Genomic DNA, 20,029 nt, shown 5'->3' with positions numbered 1-20,029 from the left:
TGATCAAAGGACGAGCGCCATGTCCGAAAAGCTGTTAAAGACTATTTTCGGGCGCCTGACGCTCGAAAGCTTTCCGATCCACGAACCGATCTTGATTGCGACCTTTGCGATGGTCGCGATGGCCGGTGCGGCATTAATATCCGCCCTCACCTATTTCAAGGTGTGGGGCTATCTGTGGAAGGAATGGTTCACCTCCGTCGATCACAAGAAGATCGGCATTATGTACATGATTCTCGGCATCGTCATGCTGCTGCGCGGCTTTTCGGATGCGATCATGATGCGCATCCAGCAGGCGATCGCCTTCGGCGCCAACGATGGCTATTTGCCCGCGCATCACTATGACCAGGTGTTCACCGCGCATGGCGTGATCATGATCTTCTTCGTCGCGATGCCGTTCGTCACCGGGCTGATGAACTATGTCGTGCCGTTGCAGATCGGCGCGCGCGACGTGTCGTTCCCCTTCCTCAACAACTTCAGCTTCTGGATGACCGCGGCCGGCGCAGCGATCGTCATGGTGAGCCTGTTCGTGGGTGAGTTCGCCCGCACAGGCTGGCTGGCGATGCCACCCCTGTCAGGGCTTGATTACTCACCCGATGTCGGGGTGGACTATTACATATGGGCGCTTCAGATCTCCGGAGTTGGCACATTGCTGTCCGGCGTCAACCTGCTCACGACGATTCTTAAGATGCGCGCTTCCGGTATGAACATGATGAAGATGCCGGTCTTCACGTGGTCAGCGCTTGCCACCAACGTGTTGATCGTTGCCGCCTTCCCGGTGCTGACCGCCGTCCTCGCGCTGCTTAGCCTTGATCGCTATCTCGGTACACACTTCTTCACCAACACCATGGGCGGCAACCCCATGATGTACGTCAACATGATCTGGATCTGGGGTCACCCGGAGGTGTACATCCTGATCCTGCCGGCGTTCGGCGTGTTCAGCGAGGTCACCTCGACCTTCTGCGGCAAGCGCCTGTTCGGCTATACGTCGATGGTCTACGCGCTGCTGGTCATCACCATCCTCGCCTACCTCGTCTGGCTGCACCACTTCTTCACCATGGGGTCGGGAGCGAGCGTCAATTCGTTCTTCGGCATCACCACGATGATCATCTCGATCCCCACGGGTGCCAAGATCTTCAACTGGCTGTTCACCATGTACAAAGGAAACATCCGGTTTGAGCTACCGATGATGTGGGCTGTTGCGTTCATGGTCACTTTCACCATTGGCGGCACAACCGGCGTGCTGCTCGCCGTTCCACCTGCCGACTTCGTCCTGCACAACTCCCTGTTCCTGGTTGCGCACTTCCATAACGTGATCATCGGCGGCGTGCTGTTTGGGATGTTCGCCGGGATCAACTACTGGTTCCCGAAGGCGTTCGGCTTCAAGCTCGACAAGTTCTGGGGCACGATCAGCTTCTGGTTCTGGACGATCGGCTTCTACGTCGCCTTCATGCCGCTCTATGTGCTCGGCCTGATGGGCGTGACGCGTCGCCTGCGCCACTTCGAGGACCCGTCGTTGCAGATCTGGTTCATCATCGCCGCGGTCGGGGCGGCGATGATCGCGATCGGCATCGCCGCCTTCCTGATCCAGTTCTACGTCAGCTTCCGTAACCGTGAGGCACTGCGCGACGTCACCGGCGATCCGTGGGACGGCCGAAGTCTGGAATGGGCGACGTCGTCGCCGCCACCGTCCTACAACTTCGCCTTCGCTCCGATCGTCTACGATCTCGACGCCTGGTACGACATGAAGTCGAAGAACGCGGTTCGTCCAGTGATCGGGTTCCACGATATCCACATGCCTCGCAACACTGGCGCCGGAATCATCCTCGCCGCAATATCAGCAGCTTTTGCGCTCGCGATGATCTGGTACATATGGTGGCTCGCGGCATTGGCGTTCGTCGCGCTTCTGGCGACGGCGATCGGCCACACCTTCAACTACGATCGGGACTTTCGTATTTCTGCTGACGAAGTGGCGCTCGCGGAGAATGAACGTACACGGCAACTCAAGGCCTCACCAAGGTAGCGCGCCCGAGGCGACATAGCCAACCTGGTCCCCGACCGCCAGGTCCAGGTCAGACGATATCTGCTCTACAACCTGCGTTTCGCAAGACATGGCGGGCCGATCCGGCAACTAGGCGTAGCAGTGATGCGGCTCGTACAAGGGATCGCGCAGATCGGCCCCATGCGATATCTTTCTCTACAACACCCCCGAATCAGCCAATGCCGACGACGTTTTAGCGATGGTCGTCGGTTTCTTCACCGTCCTACCGATAGTGGCAAGGGTCGCCGTGTAGCAATGCCGACCTGGATCACGCGATGACGACTGGCTGCATGATGGAGGCGCAATCGATCGGGGACGACAAAGCCGGCACGAGTTCGGGCCTCAGGGGCATGAGAGCCATAGGCATTCATCCGACGCGTATTTGCCCATAACAAGCATGCTGTCCGGATCCAGGATGTACTTCCCGAGCGGAGCGTTCAGCCGCCCTTATCTATCCAGAGCGGGACCGCGATCACGCCCCAAAGTCGCTGCTCCTTGCCGCCGTAGTTATGCTGATAAATATCCGACGTCGCGCGTAGCTGAAGGGCAAAGTTCTTGAAGTCGTAGCCTAGCAGAGGACCTGTCGCAATTTGGCGCTGTGTTCGATATCCCGCAAAGGGTGTGGTCGTGTCGGTCGAGCCAAACCCGACCCATCCATATTCCAGCTTTCCGGCATGGCGTGAATATGTGACGTCAAGATTGAGGTATTTTGGCGCGAGTCGCACACCGCGCCCTGTGGGCAAACCATAATTAAAGTTTGCAGTGAAGTGGGTTCCATTCTTTAGATAGGTAACCCCGAAACGCGTGTCGATTGTGTTGAAAGGTTTAGCAACCTTGTTGGTCTGCTTGATGAAATCGCCCAACCGGAAACCCGCGCCCCAAGCATCGTCGAGCTTCCAAGTGAATTGGACGCCGCCATAGGTGTTGTACAAGCCTCTAATGTGCCGGCCATTATCAAACTTAACGTCGGCCAGGATTGGCGAAAAGACCGGCGCAATCCTCGCACCCGCCACCTCCCACGGCGTCTGAAGGAAGAAGAAGGGTGTGTAGATTGAAAGGCGGGTGTCGGGGGCGGTCTTGCGGACACCAACTTCCGCAATGTTCGTCACATACAATCCCGTTGGCAGTTCGGCATAGAGGGGGACGCCGATGGTGAAACCCGGTTGGTTTACCGAGTCAGCCCAGGCTCTGCCGCTACAACAGCCTGATGCCAAGAGTGCGACAACAACGAGCTGACAGCGCTTTCCAATTGCCATTTCCCTCTCCCTTGTGGCTTTTCATGGTTGGTGCACTTCGCCGACCATGACGGGTCAGCAAGGGACGTCGCGTGCGCACGAGACGTTGGCTCGCGACGCCCCGCCCGCGACGGAGGACGCCCCGCGTCGAAGATCGCCTGTGTGTTTCAGCTTTCAGATCGGAGCTCCCTCGGGGGCTCCGATCGGACCAGCCCTCCGGTACCTCTTTCGGACGGCCGATCTTTACATCAGGCAGCGACCACCCGAAGATGGTCGAAGCGCGGCAGGCGCTGGATGCGTGCCTCGGCGCTCGGAGGTGCCTTGTGGAAGGCGCCATCCTTCATGATCGCAAGCAGATTGTCCCGATCCTGAAGGATCGTGATATCGCGGAGAGGATCCCCGTCGACGAGCAGAAGGTCCGCGAAATATCCCTCGCGCAGCTGGCCGAGATGTTCGGGGTCCCCCATGATCTCGCCGCCGAGCTTCGTTGCCGACAGGATCGTCTCCATCGGCGTGAAGCCGAGCAGGTCGACGAAATATTCGAGGTCCTTGGCATAGGTGCCATGGGGCGTCCAAGCGAAGCCATAGTCGCCGCCGGGCAGTACCCGGATGCCACGCTGATGCATTTTCTTCATGCTCTCGATGGCGTTCTCAAGTTCGTCGACATAGCCCATCTGCTCGGCCGCCTCGGGCGTGATCCCCCAGTCCGACGCATGGTAGCAAGTCATGATGAGCCAGGCGAGGCCGGGGGCGACGAAGACACGATCCTTCGCGGCCTCGAGCATGTCGAGCGCCTCCTCGTCCACGAAGCTCGCATGGTAGATGATGTTCACCCCGTGCTTCACGCAGAGCTTGATCGAATGCTGATTACGCGCGTGGGCACAGACCCGGGCGCCGCGACGGCTCGCCTCCTCGACCGCTACGGCGACCTCGGCATCGGTGAAGAAAGTCTCATGGTTCAGCGCGGCACCGGTGATCTGCTCGCCGGACATGCTCAGCTTTACCGTGTCGACGCCGAGCTTGCATACCGAGCGCACCGTCTTGCGGATCTCTTCCACGCCGTCTGCCGTCAGCGACGGGTTCACATCCGCACCGGTGGTCGCGATCTCCATGCCGGATGCCAACAGGCGCGGTCCCGGGATGCGGCCGGAATTGATGGAGTCGCGAATGACCACGTCCAAACGCTCCTTGGCCGAGGCCGCGCCGACGCACATCGTGTAGCCGCAATCGAGGTAGGTACGGGCATTGTCGATGGTCAGAAGCAGATGCTCCTCGATCGGGAGCGCGGTTGTCGCGTGAAGGTTGGTGCCGTTGTTCCAGGTGATATGGGTGTGTGCGTCGCATAGCCCGGGCATGAGCGTCCTATGCCCGCCACCGTCGACGACGTTGGTCGCCAAGTCGTGGGCGATACACGTCTGGCCGGCCCGCGCGATCCGGTCGATGCGATTGCCGCGGACGAGCACGTCTCCGCGATAGGGCTGCGCACCAGTGCCATCCAGAATGTTGACGTTGCAAAAGAGCGTGGATTCTGCGTTCATCTCGTCCTCTCCTTTTCTTATCGTAAGCATGCGGCGCCACACTGCCCTATGGGCTGCTGTCACCCGCGCCGTTCGTATGTTGACTTGCGAAGACCGGCATCGAAGCCGCCAGCTTTCCCGCCAGCCTGTCGGAAATCAGGCTTGGATCGACGTTGCCGCCCGGACTCGCCTCGTAAGCCCGCGCAAAGGCGGCGAGTGCGTCGGCATCCTCGGGTACGAGCTCATGTAGCCTGACCCACCTCTTGCCGCCGGCGGACAATCTGGCATTGCAGGGCGTCAGGCATCCGCTCAGACAATCGACGAGGCGGACAACGACGTTGCCGCCGTCGAGACGAGAGCGGAGCCGTTCGGCGAGACGGACGCCAGCATCTGATCCAAGTGGCCTCTTCCGGGTTGCATTGGCCTTGCCGGGACAGGTCCGGCAGATCAGCAGCCGGGTCGGTGACGTTGGATCCGCCATCCGCCGGCTCCTACCGGAACGTCCGCGAGAAATAGAAGGTCGTGAGCGCTTCCGTCACGTCCCTGGGCCGCTCCAGCGAGGTCCAGTGGCCGCAGCGGCTCAGGACGGTAAAGTCCGCGTCGGGAAGTGAGAGGGCGAGCGAGCCGGCCGCGGTCGGGGGGGCGGTCCCGTCCTCGTCACCGGTCACCAGGATGCTCGGACAGCGGATCCGGTCCGTATCCGCCGGCTGCGCGTTCGCCAGCGCTTCGCAGGTCTGCGCATAGGCCTCCGGATGCTGGCGGAGCGTTGCCTCCCGGACGAACGCGGCGATCTCGGGACGGTCGGCTCTGGTGTACGCCGACGTGCCCCCCTGGACCACCGCCTCTGCGACCGGCAACATGCCGCGCGTGCGGCTGGTTTCAGCGCGCGCTCTCAGCGCGTCGCGCGCCGCATCCGAGGGCGTGTGGATGGGACCGAACAGCGCAAGGCTCCTCACCCGTTCGGGATGCCACGCCGCGAGATGCTGGCAGACGATCGTCCCCATCGAATGGCCGACGAGGTGGGCGGAACCGATGTCGAGGCGATCCAGCAGACCGACGATATCCCGAATATAGCGCTCGATGCTGATCGTTTCGCCGTCGAGCCGACTGAAACCCGAACCGACCAGATCGGGACGGATCACCCTGAAGAAGCGCTGCAGCGTCGTGACCTGCGGCGTCCAGATGTTCGAGTTGCCGCCGAGACCATGGATCATGACAACAGGGTCGCCCTCGCCATGTACCTCATAGAACATGGCAGGTTTTTGCTCTTGATCAGTTGATACCGTTGCCAACGCGTTCATCGAATTCTCCCGTTCTATTCCAACCTTCTAGAGAAAATGTATTCCCCGCCCGAGCGAAGGCGCACCGGCTCTGCGGCCGGACCGCGATGACCCGGCGCGGGAAGTTTTCGGAGAATTGAGGGGCGCCACGGACTAATGAAGCTGTCCGCCACGGACCTGCTGAGCGCACGCTCAACCTTTAGCCCGCCAAAAATGCGCGGGTTTTAGATCAGCCCGATCCTGTCAGAAAAGTGTCCTTCACGGCACCTCATCCTATGTCTTTATGAACCAATTGGTTCTTTATTGTTGTGACTAGATACGACTCGTTCGCCAAGCCCGCAAGCAATTGCTATACTGGTTCAGCATTGGTCTATGAGGAGAATGTCGGATGAGCGTGCGGACGCAGGCGGCAGCCGCCAGGGCGCGCTTCATGGCGGAGTTCGAACAGCGTGTGGCTGCGGGCGAACTCATGCCCGGCACCCAGCTGCCGAGCGAACGCGAGCTGACCGAACAATATGGCGTGGCACGCAACACGCTACGTCGTGCGCTCGACATGCTCGAAAGCCACGGGAAGATCGTACGTATCGCCGGCAAGGGCGCTTTCGTCAGCGACCCGGATCCCGTGGAACTCGAACGCGCGCGCGTCGACACGCTGCTCGGCCGCCTCGCCATGACGACCAGTCCGGCGGACGTCCTCGACGCACAGCTTGTGGTCGAGCCGCAGGCAGCAAGGATCGCCGTGGCCAAAGCGACCGATTCGGAGCTGCGTGCGCTCGAGAGTCTCTCCCTTGGCAACGAACGCGCGACCAACATCGCCGAATACGAACATTGGGATAGCAAGCTGCATCGCGCCATCGTCGCCGCCAGTCACAATGCGCTGCTGGTGACGCTCTATGATGTCATCGATGGCCTGCGCCACGATGCGATCTGGGGCGGCCTCAAGGTCAGTGGCCGTACACTGCAGCATCGCCGGGTCTACCAGATGCAGCATCGCGACATCGTCCAAGCCCTTCGCGATCGCGACGGCGAGCGTGCAGCGCAGCATATGCAAGGCCACATCCAGACTGTACGAACCGTTCTCCTGGGAGACCCCGTGTAAGGAGGAAACGAGTGCCGGCACCCGGGCGCGGAGGCGCTGCTACCGTCCTCGACCTACTGCGCGAGGATCTCGCGCGTGGCGAGTGGCGCGTGGCTCGATGGTCGGCTACCGACCGAACGTGCGCTCGCGGAGCACTACGGCGTTGCACGTGATACGTTACGACGCGCGCTCAGTGACCTCGAGGCCCAGGGGCTAATCCGCCGCGCCGTGGGCAGTGGAACATTCGTCATCTCGGCCGTCACGGCCGGATCGAACGACGCCCCCCTCAACGACGAGGCCATCCTCGGCATGTCGAGCCCCGCCGAGGTTCTCGAATGCCGTCTGATGTTCGAACCCGGAATTGCGGCCCTCGCCGTTGCGCGGGCGACGCATGAGGATTGCATGGCGATCGAATCGTGCCTGGAAAAGTCCTTTGCGGCGCCGACGGTGGCCGACTTCGAAATCTGGGATGCCGCACTTCACGATGCCCTCGCAGTGGCCGCGCACAACCGGCCAGCACTCGCCATGGTCCGCACCATGGCATCCGTTCGCACCCGTGCTGACTGGGGTCGGCTCAAGCAACGGACGATGACCGCGGAGCTTCGCAAGGAGATCCATGGGCAGCATGCCTCGATCGTCGCCGCACTCCGCAACCGCGATCGCCAGGGCGCACACGATGGTATGCGCATGCATCTTCTGCATGTGCGGCAGTACATGTTCGGCCTCTCCGACATGCGGGTCGCTTGATCCATCACCAAGCGCAAGTCAGCGTTTCGGCAGTGGCGTCGAAGGCTGAGGAAACGCGAGCCTGCGATTTTTCGATATACCAATAAGCTTGATCTGCCGTCGTGGGAGCCTTATTGGATCAGCAATGGCTCACAATGCTGCTTCTCGCGACCTACGCTCTCGCGCCGCTGGCGCGGTCGGCTCGCTCATCGAAAGCATGGAAAGCAACATTGCCAGCGGTGAATGGCAGCCGGGGTTCAGGCTACCGACCGAACGCGAACTGGAGATCGAGTTCGGCGTCGCGCGCAACACGATCCGGAAGGGTCTCAAGAAGCTCGAGGATGCCGGCCAGATCGTTCGCCACGTCGGCCGAGGCTCCTTTGTCGCGGACAGGACGCCTGTCGTCGAAGAAGCCACTTCGCTGCTCAGCAGAGTCGTCGGTTCAAGCCCTGCCGAGGTCATGGAAATCCGCCTCGCGATCGAACCATGGGCTACGAGTCTCGCGGCATCGCGAGGAACGTCAGCCGATCTGGCAAGCCTGCGCGAATGCGTGGACGAAGCCGAGGCGGCGCCGGACGTGCCGACGTTCGAGACATGGGATGGCAGGCTTCATGAGCGGGTCATAGCGGCTACGAAGAATGAGCTACTGAAGGGCCTCTACGAGGCGATCAATCTGGCCCGGAACCAGCCGGAGTGGATGAAACTCAAGGAACGGACGGTGACGCGCGAACGGCGCGATCTCTACCAGCGACAGCACCGTGCGATCGTCGGCGCCCTTCTCGAACGTGATGCCGAAACTGCAGGACGGCTGATGCGTGAACATCTTTCCGAGGTCCGGATAGCTTTGGTCGGCAGCTGAGCGGCACGGATGAAATTCCGGACCAGAAGTGGAGGCTCCCGGCAGAGCTTCATCAACTGCTGAAACCGACGTCCGCGAGCCTAGTGCATGCCCCGCGCCGCCATGCAGTTCGACAACATGGGCCCGACACTTCAACGCAGACAGGCGCACGGATCGGGCACGACGCATGCATGAAGCCCGGCGATCATGAAGGTCACGACACTGGCCCGGCTCTGAATTCTGTCATCCGGAGGCGCGTCGTTCATTTCATCTGATGCCGGGCACGGACTTTCCGTTCGGACCCGATCGTCCGGCGCCCCCTCCATATCCGCCATGGCATGCCAGGATCGGCGGGCTGGCAGGACCGCGACGTCGTTCGGGCCACATCTCTTCCGACGCGTCCGGCGGACGCCTTTATCGAAATGCCGCAGGATCTGGCGCTGCCTCGTGAAAAACACGGACTGCGGTCCGCGCGCATGCGGTCGATGATTGGACCACTTGGGAGACGGTGGCAAAGTTCGCGCGATCCGCTGGGGCTTCGTAGCGGATCCCCGGATCAAAGACCGCCTCGAGCTCGACGCGTCGCGATTGGGAATGCGTATGGCTGCTATCGCCGAGTCGCCGGCGTCAGGCGGTGCCGCGTTCGCGGCCTCCGATGGCGTACGTGGCGACAATCCCTCGAGCCTCATCCCGTTGCTCGAAGCGATATTCGCGCGGCGTACCTTGGGGATACGTCAGGACGGCCTGGCCCCCTCAGATCGGCCATCACGGCGCTTCCCCGCAAAGGCGTGGCGGAACTGAACCAACACTATACCAGGACCCTTATTATAATTATTTTGCCTGCGCCATTGCATCGGTTTATTGACCCAAGGACGCTCTTGGTTCATAAGCAGCCAACCAATGGTTCACATTCGCCAACAATCTTGACGGGAGAGACTGATGAAACTGGCAACCTTGAAAACGGGAGCCGACGATGTTGTCGCGGTCGTCTCCCCAGAGACCGATCGATACTGGCCCGTATCCGACCTGCTCGGCCAGCCAGTCGACACCATGATCGATCTCATCCGCATCTACGATGATGTGAAAACCCGCCTCGTTCCTTCGGGCGAGGGCGAGCGCCTGAGCGACGTGACGTTCGCGCCGCCGATCGTCCCGAGCCGCAACGTGATGTGCGTCGGCAAGAACTATCATGCCCACGCGCACGAGTTCACCAAGAGCGGTTTCGACAGCTCGGCAAAGGACGCGAGCGACGCCATCCCGACGGCGCCGATCATCTTCACCAAGGCACCCGAGACCGTCATCGCCAATGGCGAGGACATCCTCTATCCGACCGGACTTTCCGACAGCATCGACTATGAGGCCGAACTCGGCGTTGTGATGGGGAAGAGTGGTCGCGGCATTTCCAAGGCGGACGCCCTCGACCATGTCTTCGGCTATCTTATCATCAACGACATGACCGCGCGTGATCTGCAGTCGAAGCACAAGCAGTGGTTTATCGGCAAGTCGCTCGACACCTTCTGCCCGATCAGTTCGTACATCGTCACTGCCGACGAGGTAAAGGTCGATGATCTGCACCTGCAGTGCTGGGTCAATGGCGAGCTGCGGCAGGACAGCAACACGTCTGATCTCATCTTCGACGTACCGACCCTGATCGAGACGCTGAGCGGAGGTCTGACCCTGCAGCCCGGCGACATGATCGCCACCGGCACCCCGGCGGGTGTCGGGATCGGATTCGATCCTCCCAAGTATCTCGCGCGCGGTGACGAGATCGCTATTGAAATCTCCGGTCTCGGCCGGCTTGCAAACAAGGTCGCTTGAACATGTCAAAGTACCACGTCGAAACAACTGGATCGGGCGATCCGATCCTCTTCATCCACGGTCTCGGCGGCACGTCGAACGTGTTTGGTCCGCAGGTCGCTGCGCTCTCGCGCTTCTTCACCTGCCATCGCTTCGATCTGCCGGGCGCAGGGCAGTCGGAATCGAAGGGTAAGAACACGATCGATGGTCTCGTCGAAGCCGCGCTAGGCGTTCTTGAGCAGATCGGCGTCGATAAACCCGTCCATGTCGTTGCCCATTCGATGGGCACGGTGGTGGCACAGCATCTCGCCCTGATGGCGCCGGATAAAGTGCGTTCGCTTACGCTGATCGGTCCGGTCCATGCGCCAGGTGAGGCCGGCCGCGAGGCGATGAAGGCCCGCGCCGCCAAGGCGCGCGAAGAAGGCCTCGGCGAGATCGCCGATCAGATCGTCGCTGCCGGCACTTCAGCCGACACCAAGGCCAACCAGCCCGCAATCGCGGCCTTCGTACGCGAATTCATCATGCGCCAGCCGGCCGAGGGTTATGCTCGCCATTGCGAAGCGCTCGCCACCTGCGTTGCGGCCGACGTGGGGCGGATCTCCGTTCCCGCCATCCTCATCACCGGCGACGAGGACAACACATCGCCGCCGCCAGCTGCGTCCGCGCTCGCGGCCAAATTTCCGGACTCAGCATTCTACATCCTCGCACGGACCGGCCACTGGACAACCATCGAGCGTCCTAAGGAGGTTAACGAGCTCGTGCTGAACTTCCTGTTCGGCGTCAAGTAACCGGCCGGGGACCAGCCAGAGGTCTCGCCTCGGCTGGTCCCCGCCGCTCATGGCTCTTCGAATGCTATTTGCTCAGTCGGAAGAAGATCAGCGGATGGCGATGTCTCGGCGTGCGTTGCATTTCGACAGCCCGGCTCACTGACGAACAAAACCGCAGCGCGGCCCGCGACCGCTGATGGTTTGATGCTTCGTCCGCCGAACGGTCCTCCCGCGCTAGCCGCGCCGGCTCCGGGGCGAGGACGGGCATGATGGACACGGCGGTCCCGTGCGTCACGCAGAACGATCAATGCGCCATTGCCGCCCCGGCAGCGGCATGCCGCCGGGACACCGCCTGGCGAGCCTCAAGCTGCCACGGCCGCTTTCAAATGGAATGTTGTGAACGCCCTTGCCTCCTCGTCGATTGCGTGGACATCGTCGAGATCTGCGGGATCTGGAGCCATATAGGTCTCAAGCACCATCTCGACGACCTTCATGATATCGGCGAAGCCGATATGCTGCTGAAGGAAGGCTGCGACGGCGACCTCGTTCGCGGCGTTCATGATCACGGGTGTCGCTCCTCCCTGGTACAGCGCCGATTTCGCGATACGCAGCGCCGGAAAGCGGTCTTCGTCAGGCTTTTCGAAGGTCAACTGACCAAGCTGAGCAAGATCAAGCCGATCGCAGGGCGTCGCCATTCGCTCCGGCCACGCCAAGGTATAGGCGATCGGCACGCGCATGTCGGGACAACCCATCTGTGCCAGCGTCGAGCCGTCGATGAAGTCGACCATCGAATGGATGATGGATTCCGGATGAACCACGATGTCGAGCATGCCAGGCGCGACGCCGAATAGATGGCGTGCCTCGATCAGTTCGAGCCCCTTGTTCATCATCGTGGCGCTATCGACCGAGATCTTGTGTCCCATCGGCCAATTTGGATGCTTCACTGCCTGTGTTACGGTCGCATACCTCATCTGCTCGTACGACCAGGTGCGAAACGGCCCCCCGCTGGCAGTTAGGACGATACGCCTGATCCGCGCAGGATCGGGCTCAAAGCACTGGAAGACGGCGTTATGCTCCGAATCCACCGGGAGCAGCGTTGCGCCATGGTCGACAACGGCGTCCATCATGATCGTACCGGCTGCCACCAGGGCCTCCTTGTTTGCGAGCGCTACGGTCCCCCCTGCCCGAAGGGCCGCCATAATCGGCTCAAGACCTGCCAGTCCGACGATCGCCGCCATCGTCCAATCAGTACCGGCCCCCGCCCTCTCTATGATCGCGTCCGCGCCCGCCGCCACTTGAATGCCGGTTCCGCCCAAGAGTCCCTTGAGCGCAAGATATTTGGTCTCGTCCGCGATCACCGCATATCGAGCATTGGATTGGCGAGCCGCAGCGGCGAGTCCGACGATGTCACGATGGGCCGTCACCGTGTCGACGTCGAAGGTGTCGGGGTGACGATTGATGAGGTCGAGGGTCGAATTCCCGATCGAACCTGTCGCCCCAAGAACGGTGACGCTTCGTCTGTTCAAGGTCATGTCATCCTTTGGTCTACGTTGTCGAGTGGGCGGCGAGCCCAACATGACGCGTGAGTCTGCTCTCGCTTCGACTCCTTCACCCGTTCGCCTTGCCAGTTTGTGGAGGCCAGGAACCGCTTGGTCGTGGCTCTCGCATGAGCACGGCCGCTGATACGTGTTTGCGGGTCGTCGCGTTATCTCGGCCTCGACAGTCGATAACGGAGTTCCGCCAGCCGGGCGCTTGGCTGCCAGATCCGCTGGCTGATTAACGACAGCCGCATGATGGCCGCATCGGCCCTACGTCTGACGAGACCAATGGTACCTCTGGCAGCGACGTCGGAGCTTCCATCGCTGGCAAAGGGCGACTTCCCATTATTCTATGGCGTTTGACAGTTACGCAAGACGATCTGCTAATGATTATCATTAGGCCAATCAGAATTGGGCGGGCGCGTCGAAGGAGCGTTAGATGCATCACAAGCCAATCTACAGGCTGTACGAGACGAACGTGAAGCGCATCGTCGACGTCACGCCACGCATGCGGCGCGTGACCCTTGGTGGTGAGGATCTTGCCCATTTCGCGCGTGATCGCCCAGGACAGTGGGTGAAACTCTTTTTTGACAATGGCGCGGACGGTCGTGCGTTTTCGATCGGGGCTTGGCGGCCTGAGGAATGCGAGATGGATGTCAATTTTGTCGTCCATGGGCACGGCTTGGCAGGACGATGGCTGGAAACGGCGAAGGTTGGCTCAATTGTGCAAATAGCAGGTCCGCGCAGCAACTTCTCGCACATACCCGGAAAGCAGCTGTTTCTCCTTGGGGACGAGACCGCAATCTCCGCTATATCAGCAATACTAGAGGGGATGCAGCAGGCAGAACGCACCGTGGTAGTACTTGAGGCATCGACGCCGGAGGCAGTTCAGCCGCTGCCGGCTTACGATGGCGCCCAGGTTAGCTGGATTATCAGCGATCGGCAGCCTGGCGTTCTGCTTGCTGAGTATGCGAAGACGCTGACCGTGAACCCCGACACATCGCAGGTTTGGGTCGCTTGCGAGGCGACCGCCGCACGAGAGCTACGGTGTGCGTTTGGGCGCATCGGCTTCGACCGATCCGCGCTTCATGTATCCGGATACTGGAAATGCGGCGAGATCGAGCATGTCGATCAAGACAGTGACTACTAGGAAGACCTCATCCTCGGCAACCTGGATCAAGCGGCCGGGCATGGCTCTAGCCACCCGGCACCGCGACACGCTCGCCAGCCGTGAGGCCAAGCCGCCGGCCGTAGTTGAGCGCGTTCCGGTCGAGGAGTGCGCACATGGTGACAACGCCGTAGCGCGCGGCGGGCGACATGCTTCCGGTAACAACATCGAGGGATCTATGTGTAAGGTAGTTACCCACGACCCAGTCGAGGGAGTGCGTGTACAGCTTGCGTCCGGTCTTTCCGTCGCGGCCCCCTCCTGCACCGAGCTAAAAACTCCCCGCCGCTGTGCCGAGGAAAAGACAATGCTGCGAACGGCAGCCGCGCTTACCCACGATCTGAAACGGCCGCGCGCCATCATTTACTGGGTGGATATGCTCGCTGCTGCAGTAATCGGCTATGGCGCGTTGATGTTCGCCGCGTCCGCTAGGACAACGCCGGTGGTGATCGCCGCAGGTATTGTTTCGGTGCTCGCGCTCTACCGCGCTCTCTCGTTTATCCATGAGGTAAGCCACATCAAGCATGCCGCTCTACCAGGTTTTCGATTGATCTGGAATATTGTCGTTGGAATACCGATGCTGGTGCCGTCCTTCATGTATGATGGTATCCACAACCTCCATCATGCTAAGTCGCGGTACGGAACCAAGGACGATCCAGAATATCTGTCCCTTGCGCTGATGATGCCGTCAACACTCCTATTGTTCATACTCGTCTCCGCAATGGCCCCGGTCGGGGTTATCCTACGATTTGCGGTGTTGACGCCACTTTCATTGCTCTCCAAACGGCTTAGACTAGTAGCCATCGAGCGATACTCGTCCCTCACGATCAACCCGTCTTTCCGCCGGCGCATGCCTACGGGTGACGCTCGCAAGCTCTTTATGCAGCTCGAGGCAGCAGCGAGCGTTTGGGCGATCATGCTGTTGGCTATGGTGGCATACGGCACCATCTCGTTGCACGGTTTTATCGTCGGACTAATCATTGGCTCAAGCATCGCGCTCTTGAACCAAGTTCGCACGCTCACTGCTCACCTTTGGGAGAATGAGGGGGAGGCAATGAGCCTTACCGCGCAGTACCTTGATTCAGTCAACGTGCCGCCACCCACGTTGCTGCCGATGCTTTGGGCCCCTGTTGGCTTACGCTACCACGCGCTCCACCACCTTCTTCCAAGTCTACCCTATCACGCCCTGGGAGAGGCGCACCGTCGGCTTACCGCCGCGCTGGGTGTCGGATCATCCTATCATAAGGCGAATCATCCCGGACTATTCGGATTGGTAAGCAGGATCACCCGCAAGACAAGGAACTCCGACCAACCGCGTTGATACTACCGAAGTCGATAGATAGTCTGCTGAGTATGGGCCAATCCGGTTTCACGCTCTCCGGCAGCTGACCTGCTCCCCGTTTTCAGGCCGCTGATAACTTAGCTTTGGTGTCCATATGCCCCTGGCGGGGGCTGTTCGTAAACTCGGCGGGTGCCATCCCGCCAAGACTGCTGTGCGGACGCACGGTGTTGTAGTCCGTCCGCCATGCCTCGATGATCCGTCTCGCCGCAGCCAGCGAGGGGAACAGGTGTTCGTTCAAACACTCGTCGCGCAAGCGACCATTGAACGATTCCACAAAGCCATTCTGCTGCGGCTTCCCCGGGGCAATGTAGTGCCACTCGACTCCGGTGTCCTGACACCAGGCGAGGACGGCATGACTGGTCAGCTCGGTGCCGTTGTCGCTGACCACCATGCACGGCAGTCCACGACGCTCGGCGATGGCGCTCAGCTCGCGAACAACCCGCCGACCCGACAGCGAGGTGTCGACGATGCATCCCAGGCATTCCCGGCTGTAGTCGTCGATGACGTTGAGCATGCGGAACCGCCGGCCGCAGGCCAACGAGTCCGATACGAAGTCGAGCGACCAGCGCTGGTTGGGTTCTTGCGGGAGCGCCATCGGCGCCCGCGTGCCCAGCGCGCGCTTGCGACCGCCACGCTTGCGCACCGTTAGTCGCTCCTCGCGATAGAGCCGATACACCTTCTTCAGGTTCATGCCCTTGCCCTCCCGCTTGAGCAGGATCGCCAGCCGTCGATAGCCGAAGCGACGACGTTCGTTCGCGATCTCGCGCATCCGCTCGCGGACAGCATCGTCCTTCCCGCGAAGCGGCTCATATTGCCACGCCGACCGGTTCACCCCGATCAGCCTGCAGGCGCGACGCTTGGAGAAGCTGTGGTCGGCCATCAGCTTCTCCACCGCAGCGTAGCGATCTCCAGACCGGGTCAGTTTTTTCTCAGCAGATCCTTCAGCGCCGACACGTCGAGCATCGACTCCGCCAGCAGCTTCTTCAGCCGGCGGTTCTCGTCCTCGAGCGCCCGCAACCGCGCCGCCTCCGACACGGTCATCCCGCCGTACTTCGCCTTCCAGTTGTAGAACGTCGCGTCACTGATCCCATGCTTCCGGCACAGCTCGGCGGTCTTCACGCCGGCCTCATGCTCGCGCAGCACGCCAATGATCTGATCCTCGGTAAATCGGCCTCGCCGCATCACTCGTCTCCATCTGACGAGCTAACTTACCAATGGCATGATTTCCGGGGAGCAGGTCACAGCCTCTCCGCCCGAAGTTAACGGCTCAATGAGCCGCTGCGAGTGCAGCAGGCGCCACGATCATCCACAAGGCCATCGCTACCATCGTCACATTTTCCGTCAGCGACAGGAAGCCAAGAGGCACATTGCTGTCTCCACCTACGCAGGCGCATTTGAGTTCACGTTTGTCTACGTAAGCCGCCTTGACGACCGAAACCGCTCCGATCGTTCCAATGACGAGCGCGATCGGCACCGACAGCCAGGTCAGTACGCCTGCCGCCATCAGCACGCCCGCTGCCCCTTCCGCGTAGGGGTAGATGTAGGAATAGGGCACCCACCGGCTGGCGAGCAGATCATAGTTGAGGAACATACTCGAAAAGCTCTCCACATTTTGGAGCTTGAGCATGGCGAGCACGCACATCGAGAAGGCAATGAACCATTCACCCGCGCGCACCGTGAAGGGTGTGCCGAGCACGGCATAGCTGGCGGCTAGCGCCATCAGCGCCGTCATGGCGAACACCGCAATCACCGGCCGATAAGTGACGGCCTGGGAGTCGCGGGCCGCCTTGCCAAAAAAGCGGCGCAGATCGTCGTAGCCCCCGACCCGCTTACCTCCAATAAAGGTTTGAGGTGTCGTCTTGACTCCATGCTCGGCTTTGAACGCGTCCGTTTCCTCCCGCGTGCGCAGCCAATGGTCCTCCACCTCGTAACCTTGCCGACGCAGAAGATCCGTCGCCTTGATCCCGTAGGGACAGGTGTGGGTCGGCATTACCATCCGATAGATCGTCGCCCTCTTGGGCGCCAACGTCGCCATTTGTCTTCTCCGGCCTATGTGCCGACCTATATGGGATCCGTACCATAGTACGGAGTCAAGAAATGACCGGCATGACCATTGCGGGGCTTGCACGCGAGGGTGACGTGGGGGTGGAAACGATCCGCTACTACCAGCGCCGCCGTCTTCTCGAGACACCCGACAGGCCGAACAACTCCGGGTCCGGAGGCGGTATCCGCCGCTATGGTTCGGAGGATGTTCGCCGGCTGCGCTTTATCCGGTCGGCACAAGGCGCCGGCTTCACGCTCGAGGAGATTGGCGAGCTGCTCGAGCTCGACGCCACCGACGATCGTGTGCGGGCGCGGGAACTCGCCAATAAAAGGGTCGCAGCGCTAGATGCGAAGATCGATGAGCTGAAGCGGGTGCGGAGCTCGCTACACCGGCTCGCCCGCGAGTGCGGGGCCGGCTCGGAAGGCCCCTGCCCCATCCTGACGGCTTTTGAACCCGACTGACGCTATTTCCCTTCCGCGTTGATTGCATCTTCCATCGGCGCCGGAAAATGGCGGTAGATGGTCGGGATCGACACACCGATCATCGAGGCAACCTCGCGCCGCTTCACCCCAGACGCCAGAAGGGTGCGAGCCGCCTCCAGCTTTTTGGGCGTCATTACCGTCTTTCGGCCGCCCACCCTTCCCTGCCGTCGAGCCACATCCAGCGCGGCCGTCGTGCGCTCCCGGTTCAGATCGCGTTCCATCTCCGCCATGGCCGCCATGATGTGAAAGACGAGCTTCCCGGCAGTACCCGCCGTATCAATGCCATCCGTCAGCGAGCAGAACCCGATGCCGCGGTCGGCCAATTGTGCAGCGAGGTCGACAAGGCCTTTCATTGTTCGACCAAGCCGGTCGAGCTTCCATACCACGATTACGTCGCCAGCCCGTGCGTGAGATAAGGCGTCGGCCAAGCCCCCCAGATTGGCCTTGGCTCCGCTCGCCTTATCGGAAAAGATCCGCTGACACCCCGCCTTGTGTAGCGCGTCGGCCTGCATCGTCAGAGCTTGTTCGGGCGTCGACACCCGCGCGTAGCCGATCAGCATAGATCCGTCTCAAAACCCATCTCGCGCAGCTAACATGACACGGACCATGTGAGAAAGCGTTTTGATAAGCTGCGGCAGCCTGCTAGACGTTCTCACATGGTCGCGCTTCAAAATCGATCGTTTGCGGGACGGAGCAGAAGCTTCCTCGCCTCGCGGGCGGTGACGGCGCCTTGCAACTGCGGCAGGGTGTGAGTGTGTGATATCCACTGTTTTAAAACAGATGCACCTTTTGAGATCACAACCAAGAAGCGAAGATCGTCCCCGGTCCCAAGAATGCCGACAGCTGGGTCGGCTACGTATGTCGGGTCTAAGCGACTTCGGGTGATGTCCCGAGCTAGCCTCTCTCACTTTGCGATGCCGAGCAACCATGATCTCAGATGAGAAGCCTCCGCATACCGACGACGGAACCGCGACATCGGCTGTCGTGACCTCTGCGGACGACCTAGCGCCAAGCTTCGATCGTCCGGCAGATCTCGACGCAATCATCAGTGGTGCACTTACCGTGCTCGATCGCGTCGAACCTCAAGAGCTCTATCTTCCGGATCTGGCGCCCGACGATCAGGAGCGCGTCGACCATTTCCTGCGTCGAGGTCGCGCAGAAGCGACGCTGCAATCCTACCGGTCGGACTGGGACCTGTTCCTCGCCTGGTGCTCAGAACGACGCTATCGCTCGCTGCCCGCGACGCCGGCAACGGTCGCGGCGTTCCTGACCGAGCTGGCTACTACAGGTTTCACGCCTGCAGCTGACCAGTTCACAAAGACGGGCAAGCTTCGCATGCGGCGCGAGCCAAAGCCACTGACCCGGGCGACGATCGACCGCCGACTTGCCGCGATCGTGTTCGCGCATCGGATGGCCAAGGTAGAGCCGCCGACATCGCAGCCGGGCGCGAGCGACCTGGGACTTGTTGTCGGAGGCATCCGCCGCACCAAGAAGGACGATGAGGTCCACAAGAAGCGCGCGGCCGATGGCGACATTCTGCGCGACATGCTCCGCAGCATCAGAGGCGACGATCTGCGCGCACACCGCGACCGCGCGCTGCTCGCGATCGGCATGGGCGGCGCGTTCCGCCGCTCAGAGCTGGTGGCGATCACGGTCGCGCGGGTGACGCGCGATCCCGAGGGGCTCACCATCAAAGTGAAGTCGTCGAAGACCGACCAGTTCGGCGAGGGCCAGGGCGTCGCGGTACTCGACGGGCCGAGGCTCGAGCCGGTGCGCCACTATGAAACCTGGATCGAGAAAGCAGGGATTACATCCGGGCCAGTATTCCGGAAACTCACCCCGCAGGGTCGCCTCACCGACAAGGCAATGAGCACTAAGGGCGTGGCCCTAGTGGTCAAGGCGGCCGCGGCCACAGCCGGCTACCCGCCGGAGCTTTTCGCGGGCCATTCCTTGCGTGCCGGATTCCTGACCGAGGCCGGGCGACAGAATGCGAACCTGTTTAAGATGCGCCAGCACAGTCGGCACGCGTCGATCGACATGGTGGCGGAATATGTGCGGGACACAGAACGCTACCGTGATCACGCCGGCAAGGGGTTCATGTAGCGGCTCCCGCTCGGTCAGGCGTGCCTGCGGACAATGCTCAGACATCGGGTAACTGAAAGCACAAGACCGATCGAATCAG

The 20,029-nt window shown here is 61.2% G+C and carries 18 protein-coding genes; 10 read left to right on the top strand and 8 right to left on the bottom strand.

Going from position 1 to position 20,029, the window contains the following annotated elements:
• The first annotated feature begins 19 nt into the window (after positions 1-19).
• The gene (gene cyoB / locus FSB78_RS18760; protein ID WP_147084406.1) at positions 20-2,020 is read left to right on the top strand and encodes a cytochrome o ubiquinol oxidase subunit I; all 2,001 of its coding nucleotides are present in this window, start codon (positions 20-22) and stop codon (positions 2,018-2,020) included.
• Positions 2,021-2,475: 455 nt separating this feature from the next.
• Here cyoB and FSB78_RS18755 read toward each other — a convergent pair whose 3' ends face one another.
• From FSB78_RS18755 to FSB78_RS18740, 4 genes are all read right to left on the bottom strand, one after another.
• The gene (locus FSB78_RS18755; protein ID WP_147084405.1) at positions 2,476-3,294 is read right to left on the bottom strand and encodes a transporter family protein; all 819 of its coding nucleotides are present in this window, start codon (positions 3,292-3,294) and stop codon (positions 2,476-2,478) included.
• 227 nt (positions 3,295-3,521) lie between these two features.
• A complete protein-coding gene (locus FSB78_RS18750; RefSeq protein WP_147084404.1) occupies positions 3,522-4,811 on the bottom strand; it encodes a metal-dependent hydrolase family protein in 1,290 nt (429 codons plus the stop codon).
• 46 nt (positions 4,812-4,857) lie between these two features.
• Positions 4,858-5,271, bottom strand: coding sequence for a DUF1636 family protein (locus tag FSB78_RS19805; protein ID WP_147084403.1), 414 nt, complete (start codon positions 5,269-5,271; stop codon positions 4,858-4,860).
• 10 nt (positions 5,272-5,281) lie between these two features.
• Positions 5,282-6,091 (bottom strand): alpha/beta fold hydrolase, encoded by an 810-nt coding sequence (locus FSB78_RS18740; RefSeq protein WP_147084402.1) that lies wholly within the window; start codon positions 6,089-6,091, stop codon positions 5,282-5,284.
• A 367-nt stretch (positions 6,092-6,458) separates the two neighbouring features.
• Here FSB78_RS18740 and FSB78_RS19700 point away from each other — a divergent pair, with 367 nt between their 5' ends.
• The 5 genes from FSB78_RS19700 (at position 6,459) to FSB78_RS18715 (ending at position 11,297) form a co-directional block, all read left to right on the top strand.
• On the top strand, positions 6,459-7,169 hold the full coding sequence (locus tag FSB78_RS19700) for a FadR/GntR family transcriptional regulator (protein WP_147084401.1): 711 nt from the start codon (positions 6,459-6,461) through the stop codon (positions 7,167-7,169).
• Positions 7,170-7,244: 75 nt separating this feature from the next.
• Positions 7,245-7,895, top strand: a complete 651-nt coding sequence (locus tag FSB78_RS18730) for a FadR/GntR family transcriptional regulator (protein WP_147084400.1) — start codon at positions 7,245-7,247, stop codon at positions 7,893-7,895.
• A gap of 124 nt (positions 7,896-8,019) precedes the next feature.
• Positions 8,020-8,733 carry a FadR/GntR family transcriptional regulator gene (locus FSB78_RS18725; protein ID WP_147084399.1) on the top strand — a complete coding sequence of 238 codons (714 nt, stop codon included), beginning with the start codon at positions 8,020-8,022 and terminating at the stop codon, positions 8,731-8,733.
• 918 nt (positions 8,734-9,651) lie between these two features.
• A complete protein-coding gene (locus tag FSB78_RS18720; RefSeq protein WP_147084398.1) occupies positions 9,652-10,530 on the top strand; it encodes a fumarylacetoacetate hydrolase family protein in 879 nt (292 codons plus the stop codon).
• A 2-nt stretch (positions 10,531-10,532) separates the two neighbouring features.
• Positions 10,533-11,297 carry an alpha/beta fold hydrolase gene (locus tag FSB78_RS18715; protein WP_147084397.1) on the top strand — a complete coding sequence of 255 codons (765 nt, stop codon included), beginning with the start codon at positions 10,533-10,535 and terminating at the stop codon, positions 11,295-11,297.
• A 341-nt stretch (positions 11,298-11,638) separates the two neighbouring features.
• On the opposite strand, the gene FSB78_RS18710 is transcribed toward FSB78_RS18715, so the two are convergent.
• A complete protein-coding gene (locus tag FSB78_RS18710; RefSeq protein WP_147084396.1) occupies positions 11,639-12,808 on the bottom strand; it encodes a 1-deoxy-D-xylulose-5-phosphate reductoisomerase in 1,170 nt (389 codons plus the stop codon).
• A 445-nt stretch (positions 12,809-13,253) separates the two neighbouring features.
• Here FSB78_RS18710 and FSB78_RS18705 point away from each other — a divergent pair, with 445 nt between their 5' ends.
• Complete coding sequence (locus FSB78_RS18705; protein ID WP_147084395.1) at positions 13,254-13,964, top strand: siderophore-interacting protein; 711 nt, start codon at positions 13,254-13,256, stop codon at positions 13,962-13,964.
• Positions 13,965-14,286: 322 nt separating this feature from the next.
• The gene (locus FSB78_RS18700) at positions 14,287-15,300 is read left to right on the top strand and encodes a fatty acid desaturase family protein (RefSeq protein ID WP_242008461.1); all 1,014 of its coding nucleotides are present in this window, start codon (positions 14,287-14,289) and stop codon (positions 15,298-15,300) included.
• An 82-nt stretch (positions 15,301-15,382) separates the two neighbouring features.
• Here the strand turns inward: FSB78_RS18700 and FSB78_RS18695 are convergent.
• Positions 15,383-16,503, bottom strand: a protein-coding gene (locus FSB78_RS18695) for an IS3 family transposase (RefSeq protein ID WP_147084442.1) whose coding sequence is annotated in 2 segments (ribosomal slippage) — positions 15,383-16,251 and positions 16,251-16,503 — 1,122 coding nt in all. Because the reading frame shifts where the segments join, the coding sequence is not laid out codon by codon here.
• 85 nt (positions 16,504-16,588) lie between these two features.
• Positions 16,589-17,356, bottom strand: coding sequence for a MauE/DoxX family redox-associated membrane protein (locus FSB78_RS18690; RefSeq protein WP_147084394.1), 768 nt, complete (start codon positions 17,354-17,356; stop codon positions 16,589-16,591).
• Positions 17,357-17,418: 62 nt separating this feature from the next.
• Between FSB78_RS18690 and FSB78_RS18685 the strand changes: the two genes are divergently transcribed.
• Positions 17,419-17,826 (top strand): MerR family DNA-binding protein, encoded by a 408-nt coding sequence (locus FSB78_RS18685; RefSeq protein ID WP_147084393.1) that lies wholly within the window; start codon positions 17,419-17,421, stop codon positions 17,824-17,826.
• A gap of 2 nt (positions 17,827-17,828) precedes the next feature.
• Here FSB78_RS18685 and FSB78_RS18680 read toward each other — a convergent pair whose 3' ends face one another.
• Positions 17,829-18,407 carry a recombinase family protein gene (locus FSB78_RS18680; protein WP_147084392.1) on the bottom strand — a complete coding sequence of 193 codons (579 nt, stop codon included), beginning with the start codon at positions 18,405-18,407 and terminating at the stop codon, positions 17,829-17,831.
• 367 nt (positions 18,408-18,774) lie between these two features.
• Here FSB78_RS18680 and FSB78_RS18675 point away from each other — a divergent pair, with 367 nt between their 5' ends.
• Positions 18,775-19,950, top strand: a complete 1,176-nt coding sequence (locus FSB78_RS18675; protein WP_147084391.1) for a tyrosine-type recombinase/integrase — start codon at positions 18,775-18,777, stop codon at positions 19,948-19,950.
• Positions 19,951-20,029: the final 79 nt, after the last annotated feature.

The organism is Sphingomonas ginsenosidivorax (genome assembly GCF_007995065.1).
GTDB lineage: Bacteria > Pseudomonadota > Alphaproteobacteria > Sphingomonadales > Sphingomonadaceae > Sphingomonas > Sphingomonas ginsenosidivorax.
The sequence above is the reverse complement of the archived record's forward strand: the minus strand, read 5'-3'. Positions and strand labels throughout refer to the sequence as shown.

Excerpts from the sequence above, each read along its gene's own strand:
- cyoB (WP_147084406.1), top strand. The coding sequence starts at position 20 with ATGTCCGAAAAGCTGTTAAAGACTATTTTCGGGCGCCTGACGCTCGAA.
- FSB78_RS18755 (WP_147084405.1), bottom strand. The coding sequence starts at position 3,294 with ATGGCAATTGGAAAGCGCTGTCAGCTCGTTGTTGTCGCACTCTTGGCA.
- FSB78_RS18750 (WP_147084404.1), bottom strand. The coding sequence starts at position 4,811 with ATGAACGCAGAATCCACGCTCTTTTGCAACGTCAACATTCTGGATGGC.
- FSB78_RS19805 (WP_147084403.1), bottom strand. The coding sequence starts at position 5,271 with ATGGCGGATCCAACGTCACCGACCCGGCTGCTGATCTGCCGGACCTGT.
- FSB78_RS18740 (WP_147084402.1), bottom strand. The coding sequence starts at position 6,091 with ATGAACGCGTTGGCAACGGTATCAACTGATCAAGAGCAAAAACCTGCC.
- FSB78_RS19700 (WP_147084401.1), top strand. The coding sequence starts at position 6,459 with ATGAGCGTGCGGACGCAGGCGGCAGCCGCCAGGGCGCGCTTCATGGCG.
- FSB78_RS18725 (WP_147084399.1), top strand. The coding sequence starts at position 8,020 with ATGGCTCACAATGCTGCTTCTCGCGACCTACGCTCTCGCGCCGCTGGC.
- FSB78_RS18720 (WP_147084398.1), top strand. The coding sequence starts at position 9,652 with ATGAAACTGGCAACCTTGAAAACGGGAGCCGACGATGTTGTCGCGGTC.
- FSB78_RS18715 (WP_147084397.1), top strand. The coding sequence starts at position 10,533 with ATGTCAAAGTACCACGTCGAAACAACTGGATCGGGCGATCCGATCCTC.
- FSB78_RS18710 (WP_147084396.1), bottom strand. The coding sequence starts at position 12,808 with ATGACCTTGAACAGACGAAGCGTCACCGTTCTTGGGGCGACAGGTTCG.
- FSB78_RS18705 (WP_147084395.1), top strand. The coding sequence starts at position 13,254 with ATGCATCACAAGCCAATCTACAGGCTGTACGAGACGAACGTGAAGCGC.
- FSB78_RS18700 (WP_242008461.1), top strand. The coding sequence starts at position 14,287 with ATGCTGCGAACGGCAGCCGCGCTTACCCACGATCTGAAACGGCCGCGC.
- FSB78_RS18690 (WP_147084394.1), bottom strand. The coding sequence starts at position 17,356 with ATGGCGACGTTGGCGCCCAAGAGGGCGACGATCTATCGGATGGTAATG.
- FSB78_RS18685 (WP_147084393.1), top strand. The coding sequence starts at position 17,419 with ATGACCGGCATGACCATTGCGGGGCTTGCACGCGAGGGTGACGTGGGG.
- FSB78_RS18680 (WP_147084392.1), bottom strand. The coding sequence starts at position 18,407 with ATGCTGATCGGCTACGCGCGGGTGTCGACGCCCGAACAAGCTCTGACG.
- FSB78_RS18675 (WP_147084391.1), top strand. The coding sequence starts at position 18,775 with ATGATCTCAGATGAGAAGCCTCCGCATACCGACGACGGAACCGCGACA.